Annotated in this window: 9 protein-coding genes, 1 tRNA gene and 2 rRNA genes; 6 read left to right on the top strand and 6 right to left on the bottom strand. The window is 58.1% G+C overall.

What is annotated here, in order from left to right; genetic code table 11:
- Positions 1–39 precede the first annotated feature (39 nt).
- The 4 genes from MRBLRC7O_RS20125 to MRBLRC7O_RS20110 all read left to right on the top strand — a co-directional run bounded on the left by MRBLRC7O_RS20125 (position 40) and on the right by MRBLRC7O_RS20110 (position 4,178).
- Positions 40–1,143, top strand: a complete 1,104-nt coding sequence (locus MRBLRC7O_RS20125) for an LLM class flavin-dependent oxidoreductase (RefSeq protein WP_003504237.1) — start codon at positions 40–42, stop codon at positions 1,141–1,143.
- A gap of 114 nt (positions 1,144–1,257) precedes the next feature.
- Entirely contained in the window at positions 1,258–2,439 is a 1,182-nt protein-coding gene (locus MRBLRC7O_RS20120) for an acyl-CoA dehydrogenase family protein (RefSeq protein WP_111820512.1), read from the top strand.
- Positions 2,440–2,489: 50 nt separating this feature from the next.
- Complete coding sequence (locus MRBLRC7O_RS20115; RefSeq protein WP_111820505.1) at positions 2,490–3,050, top strand: NAD(P)H-dependent oxidoreductase; 561 nt, start codon at positions 2,490–2,492, stop codon at positions 3,048–3,050.
- Positions 3,051–3,248: 198 nt separating this feature from the next.
- On the top strand, positions 3,249–4,178 hold the full coding sequence (locus MRBLRC7O_RS20110; RefSeq protein WP_111820506.1) for an MYG1 family protein: 930 nt from the start codon (positions 3,249–3,251) through the stop codon (positions 4,176–4,178).
- Between the two features lie 64 nt (positions 4,179–4,242).
- Here MRBLRC7O_RS20110 and MRBLRC7O_RS20105 read toward each other — a convergent pair whose 3' ends face one another.
- On the bottom strand, positions 4,243–4,923 hold the full coding sequence (locus tag MRBLRC7O_RS20105; protein ID WP_111820507.1) for a DUF2161 domain-containing phosphodiesterase: 681 nt from the start codon (positions 4,921–4,923) through the stop codon (positions 4,243–4,245).
- 108 nt (positions 4,924–5,031) lie between these two features.
- Entirely contained in the window at positions 5,032–6,315 is a 1,284-nt protein-coding gene (locus MRBLRC7O_RS20100; RefSeq protein WP_111781669.1) for a cystathionine gamma-synthase family protein, read from the bottom strand.
- Between the two features lie 123 nt (positions 6,316–6,438).
- Between MRBLRC7O_RS20100 and MRBLRC7O_RS20095 the strand changes: the two genes are divergently transcribed.
- The gene (locus MRBLRC7O_RS20095) at positions 6,439–6,897 is read left to right on the top strand and encodes an Lrp/AsnC family transcriptional regulator (RefSeq protein WP_111820508.1); all 459 of its coding nucleotides are present in this window, start codon (positions 6,439–6,441) and stop codon (positions 6,895–6,897) included.
- 77 nt (positions 6,898–6,974) lie between these two features.
- Here the strand turns inward: MRBLRC7O_RS20095 and MRBLRC7O_RS20090 are convergent, their stop codons facing one another.
- Complete coding sequence (locus MRBLRC7O_RS20090) at positions 6,975–8,669, bottom strand: dihydroxyacetone kinase family protein (protein ID WP_111820509.1); 1,695 nt, start codon at positions 8,667–8,669, stop codon at positions 6,975–6,977.
- 203 nt (positions 8,670–8,872) lie between these two features.
- On the opposite strand from MRBLRC7O_RS20090, the gene MRBLRC7O_RS20085 reads away from it, so the two are divergent.
- A complete protein-coding gene (locus MRBLRC7O_RS20085; protein WP_060724383.1) occupies positions 8,873–9,235 on the top strand; it encodes a hypothetical protein in 363 nt (120 codons plus the stop codon).
- Positions 9,236–9,369: 134 nt separating this feature from the next.
- On the opposite strand, the gene MRBLRC7O_RS20080 is transcribed toward MRBLRC7O_RS20085, so the two are convergent.
- From MRBLRC7O_RS20080 to MRBLRC7O_RS20070, 3 genes are all read right to left on the bottom strand, one after another.
- Positions 9,370–9,446 (bottom strand) — tRNA-Met (locus tag MRBLRC7O_RS20080).
- A 100-nt stretch (positions 9,447–9,546) separates the two neighbouring features.
- Positions 9,547–9,661 (bottom strand): 5S ribosomal RNA (rrf, locus tag MRBLRC7O_RS20075).
- A gap of 280 nt (positions 9,662–9,941) precedes the next feature.
- A 23S ribosomal RNA gene (locus MRBLRC7O_RS20070) occupies positions 9,942–12,828 on the bottom strand.
- Between the last annotated feature and the right edge of the window lie 517 nt (positions 12,829–13,345).

Genomic DNA, 13,345 nt, shown 5'->3' with positions numbered 1-13,345 from the left:
TAGCTTTTACCCGACACTCAGAAACACCAAGGAGCTCCCATGGCTGCGGAATTCATCAGCGTCAGCTTTCCCAACGAGTCCAATGATCTGAACCCCATCCCTGATGCTCCGGTCGATCCGCTGTTCCTGGAACGTTATGCGCGTGCACTGGACGACTATGGGTTCAACTACACGCTCATTCCCTATTCCTCCTCTTCGTTCGATCCCTTCACGCTGGGCGCCACCGTGCTCGCGCATACGAAGAACATCAAGATCATCGTCGCGCTCCGGCCCAACACCGTTTATCCGACGGTTGCGGCCAAGTCCCTCGCCACGCTCGACCAGTTGAGCGGCGGTCGCGTCGTCGTCCACTTCATCGCAGGCGGAAGCGATGAGGAGCAGGCGCGCGAAGGAGATTTCCTCAACAAGGAAGAGCGTTACGAACGCCAGGAAGAATATATCCGCATTCTCCGCCTTGCCTGGAGTTCAACCGAGCCCTTCGATTTCGACGGCAAATATTACCAGTTCAAGCAGTTTCGCAGCGCCGTGCGTCCCACCAACGGTCTTATCCCGATTTCGCTCGGCGGTTCGTCGGATGCCGCCTATCGTATCGGTGGCTCGCTGTGCGACATTTTCGGGCTCTGGGGCGAGCCGCTGGCTGAAACCAAGCAGCAGATTGACCGCATCTACGCCGAAGCCGCAAAAGCAGGCCGAACCGATCGCCCGCGCATATGGGTTACCTTCCGGCCAATCGTGGCTGAAACAGACGAACTGGCCTGGGATAAGGCGCACAGGGTTCTCGACCGTCTGAACGAGAACCGTCAGAGGGGCCTTTCGCGCGCGCCGGTCAACGCAACACCCCCCGCCAATATCGGCTCCCAGCGCCTGCTCGATATCGCCAAACGCGGCGATGTCCATGACCGCGCGCTCTGGTATCCGACCGTCACCGCGACCAATGCAAGCGGCGCGACAACCGCTCTGGTCGGATCGCCGCGCACAATCGCCGACTCCATTCTCGACTATATTGATCTCGGCGCCGATCTGATTTCGATCCGTGGATATGACAATTACAATGATGCCGTCGACTATGGACGATACATCCTGCCTCTCGTCCGCGAGGGTATTCGCGAACGTGAAGAGGCAAAGAAGAAGGCAGCCGCCTGATCACGGCAGTCCGGCCAGGCCGTCGGACCTGTCCACCTCTTCCTCCAAGACCGGGATCATCCATGCCCGCAACGGATGATCCCGCCTCTCGACTTCCAGAAAGCCGTTATCCGCATGTCTTACGATCCCACCGCACTTGACGCCGCTGTGCGCGCCCTTTCCGAAGCCGCACCGGATGCGGATCAGACCGGTCAGTTTCCCTGGACCAGCATTCGCGCCGTTCATCAAGCCGGACTTCTGGAGAGCACCGTGGCCACGCGTTACAGCGGCCCGGGAGGAACCTTGAGCACCGCGGCCCATATTCTGGCGGCCCTTGGGCGCGGCGATCCCTCCGTGGCGCTCATCAGCGCAATGACGATCTTCACCCACCTGGGACAGGCGACGAAGGATCATTGGCCCGACGGTCTTTACAGGGACCTTCTTTCCAAAGCCAAAGATGGGCCACTGCTGCTGAACGCCGCCCGTGTGGAGCCGGAACTGGGCTCGCCGGCGCGCGGCGGATTGCCGGCCACGCGTGCGCGCCGGACGGCAAATGGCTGGTCGATCACGGGCCGCAAGCGCTTCGTGACGGGCGCGCACGGCCTCACCCATTTTCTCGTCTGGGCGCACACCGACGAGGCTCAGGCGCGGGTCGGCACGTTTGTCGTGCCTAACGGCCTGCCCGGCATCAGGATTATCGAGAACTGGAAGAGCCTCGGAATGCGGGCGACAGGTTCGCACGATGTCGAATATACCGAGGTTGAAATCCCGGCAGAAAATGTGCTGGAACTCGTTGATCCCTCCGTTGCCCAGCAGGATAATCGCAGCCATGCGGCAATGACGCTTGCGCTGACCGCAATCTATCTCGGCGCAGCCGAAGCGGCTCAGGAAGCCTTCATCCGCTTCGCGCATGAACGTGTGCCCGCCAATCTGGGCCATCCCATTGCGCGGACAGAACGCTTTGTCACGCTTTCGGGTGAGATCGACCTTCTGGTCTCCGGCGCCCGGCAGATCATCTTCGGCGCGCTCACAGGCCATATTGGCGATGCCGAACACCTGATAAGGGCCCGGCTCCTCGCCGGCAGGCAGATCCGCGAAGCTGTGCAACTGGCTGTTCGTGGCATCGGCAATCCCGGCCTCAACGCCGATCTTGGTCTGGAGCGGCATTTCCGCGATATCCAGTCAGTTCTCGTCCATGCACCCCAGGAAGATACGTCCGTCGCCATTCTCGGACGTGCCGCCTTTGATCGTTGGAAAACCGGCGAGAATGACCGATCGACACATCCAGCCGGCCTTTCAATCCTGAAGACGGCTTAAGACGCGTTGGCGCAAACCGCCCTTCCCCAAGATCACTCGAAAGAACGTCAATGAGCAACAATCTGATCGTCGGCTTCTCCGGCAACACATCGCGCCCATCCAGCACGAAGCGCTTTGTCGAAAACGTCAGCGAAGCGCTGGCCGGGCAACTGGGCCTGCAGCATCAGGTTTTCGACATCGAGGATCTCGGGGCATCATTGAGCTCGGCACGATCCGTGGCGGATCTCGATGGTAACGCGCGGCGGATTGTCCAGACAATCATCGATGCCGAAGCTCTGGTGATCGGCTCACCGACCTACAAGGGCAGCTATACCGGCCTCTTTAAACACGTCATCGATCTTCTCGACCCCGCCGACCTCAGAGGCAAGCCCGTCATCCTGACGGCGACAGGCGGCGGAGACCGGCATTCACTTGTGGTGGAGCATCAGCTCAGACCGCTATTTGCATTTTTCGAAGCCTTCGTGGCACCGACCGCAATCTACACCTCTGGCCGGGACTTCATAGAAGGCGAGCTTTCGCCTGCCATAAACGCGCGGGTAAATCAGGCAATCGCAGAAGCTGCTTTGCTTGTTAAAGCACGGTTTGAAAGAGTAACAGTCGCCGCAGAATAATTGGACGATGCGCCCGGGATATACTCACAGAGACTGACAGCGCTGACGACGTCGGCTGGTTCGATCCACCGACGTCGTCCGGCATGGCATTGCTTTTGATCCCTGTGACGAATGGCGGGTTGAGATAGCGTCCGGCAAAGGATATCAGGTGCCTCAATCTCAGGCGGATATTCCGCAAGCAACAAGGCGCATCCTGACATGATCCCGGACTTCCTCGTCACCCATTCCGGTGGCTTCCACGCCGACGAACTCCTATCCAGCGTCGTGCTCACCCGGCTTTTCCCGCAGGCCCGCCTCATCCGCAGCAGGGCGTCCGAATGGATTACGCCCGGCGCGAACCGCATCATCTACGACGTCGGCGGCGCTTATGACCCATCGGAGGGAATATTTGATCACCACCAGCGCGGCGCGCCACTACGGGACGACGGTCAGCCCTATAGCTCGTTCGGCCTGATCTGGAAGCATTTCGGCCGCGACTATCTTGCCGCCTCCGGCGTTCCTGAAGACCATATCGAAGCCATTCACACCTCTTTCGATACCAGCTTCGTGCTGCCGGTCGATCTGGTCGACAATGGTGCGCTCAGCCCCTCCATCGCCGGACCGCTCGCTGGGCTGACCCTGCCCGTCCTGCTGGAAACTCTGAAACCTGTTTTTGACGAGACCGATCCCGAAGCGGATAATCGCAGTTTCCACGCGGCGCTGGCCGTTGCCCGCAGCTTCGTGGAGGCAAAGATTGCCAACAGCGCTGCAAAATTGCGGGCCGAAGCGCTTGTGAACCGGGCTATCGTGGATGCCGGTGAGGGACATATTCTGGAACTGCCGGTAGGAATGCCGTTTCGACCCGCCATCATGAAGGCAGGCGCCGACCATCTGCTCTTTGTCGTTCACCCGCGCAACAACGACTGGTGTCTGACCGGTATCCGCCGCGCGGATGAGGGCTTTGAGCTGCGTGCCGACCTGCCGGCAGCTTGGGCCGGCCTGACGGACAAAGATCTCGAAGCGGTTTGTGGCGTCGAAGGCGCGACCTTCTGCCATAACGGCCGGTTTGTGGCTGCGGCCAAAACCCGCGATGCTGCACTGGCCATGGCGGAGCTGGCGGTAAAGGAAGCAATCGCAGCAAAGCAGTGATGTGGAGCCGGCCGTGTGGCCGGTCGCATCTTGTGGCGGCGCGAGCCTCCATTGCTGAAAAAAATCAGCCGGTAACAGTGTCAGTTGCCCGCGTATCCTGCTGCGGCCATCGCTGTAATGCTTCACGGCCGGCCTGGGTCAAACCATAGACTCCTCGGTCCTGCCGTTCGAACCAGCCGTAAACATTCGAAAGCAGGATCTTCCCGGCATCAGGTACGCTGGATCTGACTTCACGCACCCGCATCGGCCCTGATGCCAGCGCCAGGGCACAGCCGAGCGCCTGCTGGCGGTACGCGGTCATGATCGGTGCGCGCGTGCTGCCACCTGCCGTCGGATCGCCGCGTCGCCTCTGGTGTTCGCGCATCAGCCGCGACCGCCGTTTCGGATTGGTTCGCGGCATCGGTGATATGGAACCAACGATCACGCTGACCTCACCGGTATCGGAGATGCCGAGCATGCCGATCCCGAGCCTGCGGCAAAGATCGCGGTAACGTCTGTCGGCCTCGCGGCCTTTGCCCCTGGCTGAAACCCGAGCCGCGATCCAGACCTCGTCCGCAATGGCTGCGCGATCGACAGCCTGCAAGATGAGTTCCAGATTGAAGCTCAGTTTCAGCTCGCAAATCACGACAACAGGCGGATCGTCATCGCTCAAGCCGACGAGGTCGCAACCGCCAACCTCGCCCTTGACGGCGTAGCCCGCCTTTTCGAGAAAGCCCTTGATGGGCAGATAAAGCGACGTTTCCATGTGCCTGCAGGTTCAAGTGAAGTTCCCCCCAGATACATCGATCCACCTGCACAGGACAACCTTTATAGCCGCTGGCGCGCTCGGTTACAGATTGTCAGCTACCTGTCGTCAGGCCTGATCCAGGGCGAGGGTCAGGTCTGCGACAAGATCGTCGGGATGTTCGATGCCGATTGACAGCCGGATCGTGGAATCCAGCACACCGATGCGCTGGCGGACATCGGCAGGAACACCCGAATGCGTCATCGTCGCGGGGTGAGAAGCAAGAGACTCCGTACCCCCGAGGCTTACCGCAAGTTTGAATATGTTGAGCGCATTCAGGAATTTGAAAGAGGCAGCCTGCCCGCCGACGATGTCGAACGAGAAGGTCGATCCCGCGCCGGAGCATTGTGTGGCAAACACCTTGCCAACCGCGGATGCCGGATCGCTGAACGGCAGGTAATGGATTTTTTCGACCTTGGGATGCGCGTTCAGGAATTCCGCCACGACCTTGGCGTTGCTGTTCGCCCGCTCCATCCGGATTTGCAGCGTCTCAAGGGAACGTCCGAGCATCCAGCATGAATGCGGATCGAGCTGCGTGCCGATTGCCCCACGCAATGCCTTCACCTGCTTCATGACATTCTTCCGGCCGAGCGCCGCCCCGGCAATGAGGTCGGAATGCCCGCCAACGTACTTCGTCAGTGAATAGAGCGAGATATCGGCGCCATGCTCGATGGGCCGCTGGAATACGGGCCCAAGAAGCGTATTGTCGCAGGCGATGATCGGCCTGTGCCCCTGCTTTTCGCCGATAACATCGGCAACCCGGCCTATCATCGCGACGTCGACAATGCTGTTTGTCGGATTGGCCGGGGTCTCGATGAGGATGACAGACACCCTGCCTTTCGCCATCGCCTCCTCTGCAGCTGATATCACCGAGGTCTCGCTGACACCGTCGGCGAAACCCACTGCCGAGACGCCGAAATTATGGAAGGTCTTCGCCAGCAGCGTCTCCGTGCCGCCATACAGGGGCTGGGAGTGGAGCACGGTGTCGCCCGGCCGGACGAAGGCGAAAAGCGTCGTCGAAATGGCGGACATGCCGGAGGAGAAGAGCGCGCAGCTCTCCGTCCGTTCGTAAACGGCAAGACGATCCTCGACAATCTCGCTGTTCGGATGGTTGAAACGCGAATAGACGAGGCCTGCGCCCCTGCCCTCCGGCGGCTCCTTGCGCCCGGAGACGTAGTCGAAGAAGTCGCGCCCGTCTTCTGCCGATTTGAAGACGAAGGTCGATGTCAGGAACACGGGAGGCTTTACGGCGCCCTCCGACAATTCCGGATCATACCCATAATTGAGCATCTGGGTTTCAGGATGGAGAGCGTGGTTGCCGATATGGGTTTTGGATGGATGCGGCGCGGTCATTTCCGATGATCCCTCAGCTGGCGTTGAATTACCTGCAGATTACACGCAGTGAAACCAAAATATCTTGCATTCTGAAGCGTCCGACTGTCTCATGAAGCAATATATTGCGGAGAATGGTCATTTATGTCGAAGAAAATTGCAGACCCAATCGACAGCAGGATACTCAAGGAACTGTCTGCCGATGCGCGGATCACGAACAACGAACTTGCCGAGCGGGTCGGACTGTCGGCATCGGCGTGCCTGCGACGGCTTCGACGCCTGGAAGAGATAGGCGCGATCAAAGGATATTCCGCCATCATCGATCCGGCAATCGAGGGGTGGACGATGACTGCCCTTGCCTCCATCCGCCTCAGCCGTCAGCACGATGACGAAATCCGCATGTTCGAGGCGGCCGTTCTTGACTGGGACGAGGTTCTCGAATGTCATCTCGTCACGGGTCCGAGGGATTACATGCTCAAGGTCATGTGCGGTGGGCTGGAGGATTACGAGCGCTTCATCAAGGACAAGATTGCCAAGCTGAAATGCGTCGACACCATCGAGACCAGCTTCGTCATGAACACGATCAAGGCGCGGCGTATCTGAGCTTTAAGGCCGGTGGAGCCGGCGCAAGATATTCACGGGCGTCCGGCCGACGGCATACCTGTTCCGGCCCACTCTCATCAGCGCTCATCGTTCCTGATTGCTTCAAGCCAGATACTGACGGCGACCGCTCCCGCATCGAGATGTCCGACAGCCCGCTCGCCAAGATAGCTCGCGCGCCCGAGCCGCGGCTTCATGGAGGCCGTCGCCTCGGCGCCGGCAACGCCTGCCGCCACCGCGGATCGCCAGGCTTCCGCGGCCGAAGCTCCACCTGCGAGTTTATCCCGGAAGGTTTCTGCCGCCGGATGAAGCGCATCTATCATCGTGCGGTCCCCCGGCCTCGCACCACCGAGTTCAGACACCGCGGCAACGGCGGCAACGAATGCTTCCGCCATCTGCTGGGCCGTCGGCTTTTCGATGCCGGCAAGATGGCGCGAGGCGCGCATCAGGCCCGTGGCGTAAAAGGGGCCAGAGCTTCCGCCGATTGCCTTGCGCATCGCGTTTGCCATCGCCATCAATCCTCCGGAGACATCTGCGAAGCTCTCCATGGGCAGCGCCAGGATTGCTTCGGCGCCCCGCACCATGCTTGTTCCGAGGTCACCGTCGCCCGTAACACTGTCCAGCTGCGTCAACTTGGGCTCCGCGGCGATCAGGGCTCCGGCAACCAATTCTGCGGCGGCACGCAATCGCTCACCGGCTGCCGTTATCGTGTTTTCCGCAGTCGCGCTCTTCTCGACGCCTGCCGAAGGCAGGACCCGCGTGCGGTTCACCGCACCGCCGCGCGGCCATGCACCGGCATCGGTTGGCGCATCCATGAGGCTCAGCGTTGCATCGTCCACATGCATGACCGACAGGGAAAAGCCCGGCATGTCGAGAGCGGAGAGGAAGGTGCCTGCCCAGGCCCGCTCGACCACGACGCCCTTCGCCTCCAGGCGTGCGACCGCTGATCGCGCCACGATCGCAAGCTCCATCGGCGGCGTTGATCCCAGTCCGTTGACCAGAAGCGTCACCCGGTCTCCGCTCTTCAGCCTGCCATCGGCTTCGATCGTTTCGAGGACCAGCTTCACCAGTTCGTCCGCCGATGCGACAGGCATCCGCCGCACGCCCTGCTCGCCATGGATTCCGAGCCCGACCTCGATTTCAGCTTCGCCAAGGACGAAGCCCGGCCTGCCGACAGCAGGGAGGGTGCAGGAGCCCAGCGATACTCCCATGGAGGACAATTTTTCTGCGGCTTCCCGCGCGATCCGGGCCACCGCCTGAAGGGGAAGTCCCTGCTCCGCGGCCGCGCCCGCGACCTTGTGAACAAGCACTGTACCTGCAATACCCCGGCGGCGATCGGCGGGAACCGTGTCCTTCAGCGCGACATCATCGGCAACGACCACGATCTCGACCGGAATTCCTTCAGCCCTTGCCAGCTCGGCCGCCAATCCGAAATTCAGCCGGTCGCCCGTATAATTCTTGACGATAACCAGAGCGCCGGCGGGGCCGGCTGCAGCCTTGATACCGGCAAGAACCGCATCGGTGCTGGGCGAAGTGAAGACATCGCCTGCCACCGCCACGGTCAACATGCCCGCACCGACATAGCCGGCATGGGCTGGCTCGTGTCCACTGCCTCCACCCGACAGGACCGCCACCTTCCGCTTTTCCGTTTCCGGAAGACCAGACCGGATCACAACATTCTCATCTGCTAGCAGGACCGTCGCAGGGCTGAGAGCCACCACGCCTTCGAGCATGTCCCGCACAACGGTGGCTGGATCGTTGATGAGCTTCTTCATGCCTTACTCCTCAATGCAGTTCTCAACTGACGGTGGACGCAAACGTGCCCTGCTGATCGTGAACAAGCACGATCTCCCGGCCAATTTCAAGTTCCGGGCATTCGAAACGCAGGTACATTTCCGCCATTGCCTCTCGCGGCGGACGCGCTATCATGATTGTGCTGTGGGGCGGTAAGCTTTGGGAGGAGCGATACGTGAGACGGATGTGGCCAGACGAATTTGCCTTTCTGCTTGATGGTGCGGAAGAGGTTGACCTGCATGTTCCACCGGCGGCAAGCGACGATGGCTCGCCTGGAAAAGCCACCTCCAGAAAAGCCTTGAAAGTCCGGATCAGCCAGGAGGATTTTGAGAAGATCTGGAGCCTGGCAGAGGCTCGCTATCGGCTGAATGGCAGCTTCTCGGGCAAGGCGATCACGCTGATTACCAACAACCCCCACTATCAGAAATGGCATCCCTCCGACGGCGGCAGCGTCGAGAGCGTCTCCGATAGCGGTCAGAAATACACGACGCGCTATGTGATCGTGCACTTTCTCCTGGATGATGTCAGCGAACCTGTCGAAGCCTGAAGTCCTCCGAGTCGGAGGAGCCACCGCCAATGTGTTATTGTGGCGCGCCGGATGATAGTCCTCGGCTATTGTTGGATAGCGTGGCGTAAATCTTTCCGTTGACAGCAAAAGAGCCCGCATGAAGCGGGCCAATTTGGTTGCGGGGGCAGGATTTGAACCTGCGGCCTTCAGGTTATGAGCCTGACGAGCTACCGGGCTGCTCCACCCCGCGGAATGATTTATTATAGCATAAAGGCCGCTTTTGGCGGCCTTTTGATTTGGGCTTGTTGCCCATTTTTGTGATTGAGAAGATTTTGTGTTGCGTTTTGCAGACCTGGCAGCGACCTACTCTCCCGCGTCTTGAGACGAAGTACCATTGGCGCTGGGGCGTTTCACGGCCGTGTTCGGAAAGGGAACGGGTGCAGCCGCCCCGCGATAACCACCAGGTCGGCAAAACGCAACGATTTCCATTTTTGAGATGGAAACAGTTTTCGAGAAGCTGGAGAGCCGAAGCTCTATTTAATTTAACACGTCTTTCTTTGACTGGTCCGTTTGCCTGCCTTGCTCGAGGTTGAGCGAGGCAGCCATACAGGACGCTAGTCCGTCGCGCCTTCCGGTTTTTGCTGTCAAGCAAAATACCTGTGGCGCGCGCCGTCTGCAGGGCCTTGGCCCGTGAAGACAGAAGATGATGTCATCAAGCTTGGCTTGATGAACATGAACAATGGGAACGAAGAAGTCGATCGAGCTATTAGTAACGGTAAGCTTCACACATTGCTGTGCTTCCACACCCGTCCTATCAACGTGGTCGTCTTCCACGGCTCTGATAGGGAACACTCGTTTTCAGGTTGGTTTCCCGCTTAGATGCCTTCAGCGGTTATCCATTCCGTATATAGCTACTCTGCTATGCCCTTGGCAGGACAACAGATCCACCAGAGATACGTCCATCCCGGTCCTCTCGTACTAGGGACAGATCCTGTCAATATTCCTACACCCACGGCAGATAGGGACCGAACTGTCTCACGACGTTCTGAACCCAACTCACGTACCGCTTTAAATGGCGAACAGCCATACCCTTGGGACCTGCTCCAGCCCCAGGATGCGATGAGTCGACATCGAGGTGCCAAACAACCCCGTCGATATGGACTCTTGGGGGTCATCAGCCTGTTATCCCCGGCGTACCTTTTATCCGTTGAGCGATGGCCCTTCCACACGGGACCACCGGATCACTATGACCGACTTTCGTCTCTGCTCGACTTGTCAGTCTCGCAGTCAGGCTAGCTTATGCCATTGCACTCGACGACCGATTTCCGACCGGTCTGAGCTAACCATCGCGCGCCTCCGTTACTCTTTCGGAGGCGACCGCCCCAGTCAAACTACCCACCATACACTGTCCCGGATCCGGATAACGGACCGCGGTTAGACATCCACGAAGATAAGGGTGGTATTTCAAGGATGGCTCCACAGAAACTGGCGTCCCTGCTTCAAAGCCTACCACCTATCCTACACATGCCTTGGCGAATGCCAGTGTAAAGCTATAGTAAAGGTGCACGGGGTCTTTCCGTCTGACCGCAGGAACCCCGCATCTTCACGGGGAATTCAATTTCACTGAGTCTATGTTGGAGACAGCGGGGAAGTCGTTACGCCATTCGTGCAGGTCGGAACTTACCCGACAAGGAATTTCGCTACCTTAGGACCGTTATAGTTACGGCCGCCGTTTACTGGGGCTTCAGTTCAGAGCTTGCACCCCTCCCTTTAACCTTCCAGCACCGGGCAGGCGTCAGACCCTATACGTCGTATTGCTACTTCGCAGAGCCCTGTGTTTTTGATAAACAGTCGCTACCCCCTGGTCTGTGCCACCCCATCATAGTTGCCTAAAATGGGGTCACGCTTCTTCCGAAGTTACGCGTGCAATTTGCCGAGTTCCTTCAACATAGTTCTCTCAAGCGCCTTGGTATACTCTACCTGACCACCTGTGTCGGTTTCGGGTACGGTCTATACGGTGGAGCTATTTCCTGGAACCTCTTCGCCGCACAACCAATCCAATAAGGTTGTACAACACACGAGATCCGTCACTACCACCAGGCCCACGAATATTAACGTGGTTCCCATCGACTACGCGTGTCCGCCTCGTCTTAGGGGCCGGCTAACCCTGCTCAGATTAACTTTAAGCAGGAACCCTTGGTCTTTCGGCGAGGGAGTCTCTCACTCCCTTTATCGTTACTCATGTCAACATTCGCACTTCCGATATCTCCAGCAGCCCTCACGGGTCCGCCTTCACAGACTTACGGAACGCTCCGCTACCACTTGCATTACTGCAAATCCTCAGCTTCGGTGCATGGCTTTAGCCCCGTTACATTTTCGGCGCAAAGACCCTTATTTAGACCAGTGAGCTGTTACGCTTTCTTTAAATGATGGCTGCTTCTAAGCCAACATCCTGGTTGTTTTGGGATCCTCACATCCTTTCCCACTTAGCCATGACTTGGGGACCTTAGCTGGAGGTCAGGGTTGTTGCCCTTTTCACGACGGACGTTAGCACCCGCCGTGTGTCTGCCGACTAGTACTCCTCGGTATTCGGAGTTTGGTTAGGATCAGTAAGACGGTGAGTCCCCATAGCCCATCCAGTGCTCTACCCCCGAGGGTATTCGGTCGACGCTCTACCTAAATAGATTTCGCGGAGAACCAGCTATTTCCGAGTTTGATTGGCCTTTCACCCCTAGCCACAAGTCATCCCAATCTATTGCAACAGATACGGGTTCGGCCCTCCAGTTGGTGTTACCCAACCTTCAGCCTGCTCATGGCTAGATCACTCGGTTTCGGGTCTAATGCAACTAACTCAATCGCCCTGTTCAGACTCGCTTTCGCTGCGCCTACACCTACCGGCTTAAGCTTGCTAGTTACACTAAGTCGTTGACCCATTATACAAAAGGTACGCCGTCACCCTTGCGGGCTCCGACTGTTTGTAGGCATCCGGTTTCAGGTTCTATTTCACTCCCCTCGTCGGGGTGCTTTTCACCTTTCCCTCACGGTACTTGTTCGCTATCGGTCATGCACGAGTACTTAGGCTTGGAGAGTGGTCTCCCCATGTTCAGACAGGATTTCACGTGTCCCGCCCTACTCAAGGACAATGACTGTTCTACGCGTAAGGGGCTATCACCCTCTATGGCCGACTTTTCCAAATCGTTCCGCTTTATTCATCATTGCCACTGGCCTGGTCCGCGTTCGCTCGCCACTACTTGCGGAGTCTCGGTTGATGTCCTTTCCTGCAGGTACTTAGATGTTTCAGTTCCCTGCGTTCGCTTCTTACCCCTATGTATTCGAAAGTAAGATACCTTATCACAATGCTTGGAAACCTGTTCAGTTCTGTCCTCATGGCCAAAGGCCTGCGGACGGCGCGGTGCAAAAGCACCGACGGGCTAGCGCCCTGTATGGGTAAACCCAAACAGACCATCCAGCCAACAAAACAGATTTCCCAAGCATTTAAGGTGGGTTGCCCCATTCGGAGATCCATGGATCAAAGCTTATTCGCAGCTCCCCACGGCTTTTCGCAGCGTATCACGTCCTTCTTCGCCTGTGCATGCCAAGGCATCCACCAAATGCCCTTAATTCACTTCTTCGTTCTCATTGTCTATGCTCATCCATAGCCATTCCCTAGGGAACGGCAATCTGATTACCTTTTACAATCAGATAGTTCTTGATGACATCGACGTGTCGGTACGGTCTTCATTGAGGGCACGCCGGTGCACCTCGAAGCCATACCATTAAGACCAGCTTCTCGAGATATCATCCGGTGATGCGCGGTCAGGCAACATCAATCCAGCATCTTCATCAGAGGAACCGAGGTTCCAACAACAAAAATGCCCAGGACAAGCGATCCTTCCTACCTCCAACCCCTCCACCAATTCCGGCCGACTAAGCCATCACACGGTTTCTCAGGGACTGGGCTCGGACGCTTCAAACCACAAGGGCTCAAAACACCTGGACGCTTCCAGACATATCTTCTCTTCACAATGTATCCAAAACAGGCATCTTTCTTAGCAAAAGATGCAAACCTTTATTTCTTCAGAAGACAATTCGCAGCAGCCGGATCAACTCTCCAGTACAGCGCGATAGCGCGTCGCCGATCGTTCGGCG

Source organism: Agrobacterium radiobacter, assembly GCF_040801995.1.
Classification (GTDB): Bacteria; Pseudomonadota; Alphaproteobacteria; order Rhizobiales; family Rhizobiaceae; genus Agrobacterium; species Agrobacterium radiobacter.
The sequence above is the reverse complement of the archived record's forward strand: the minus strand, read 5'-3'. Positions and strand labels throughout refer to the sequence as shown.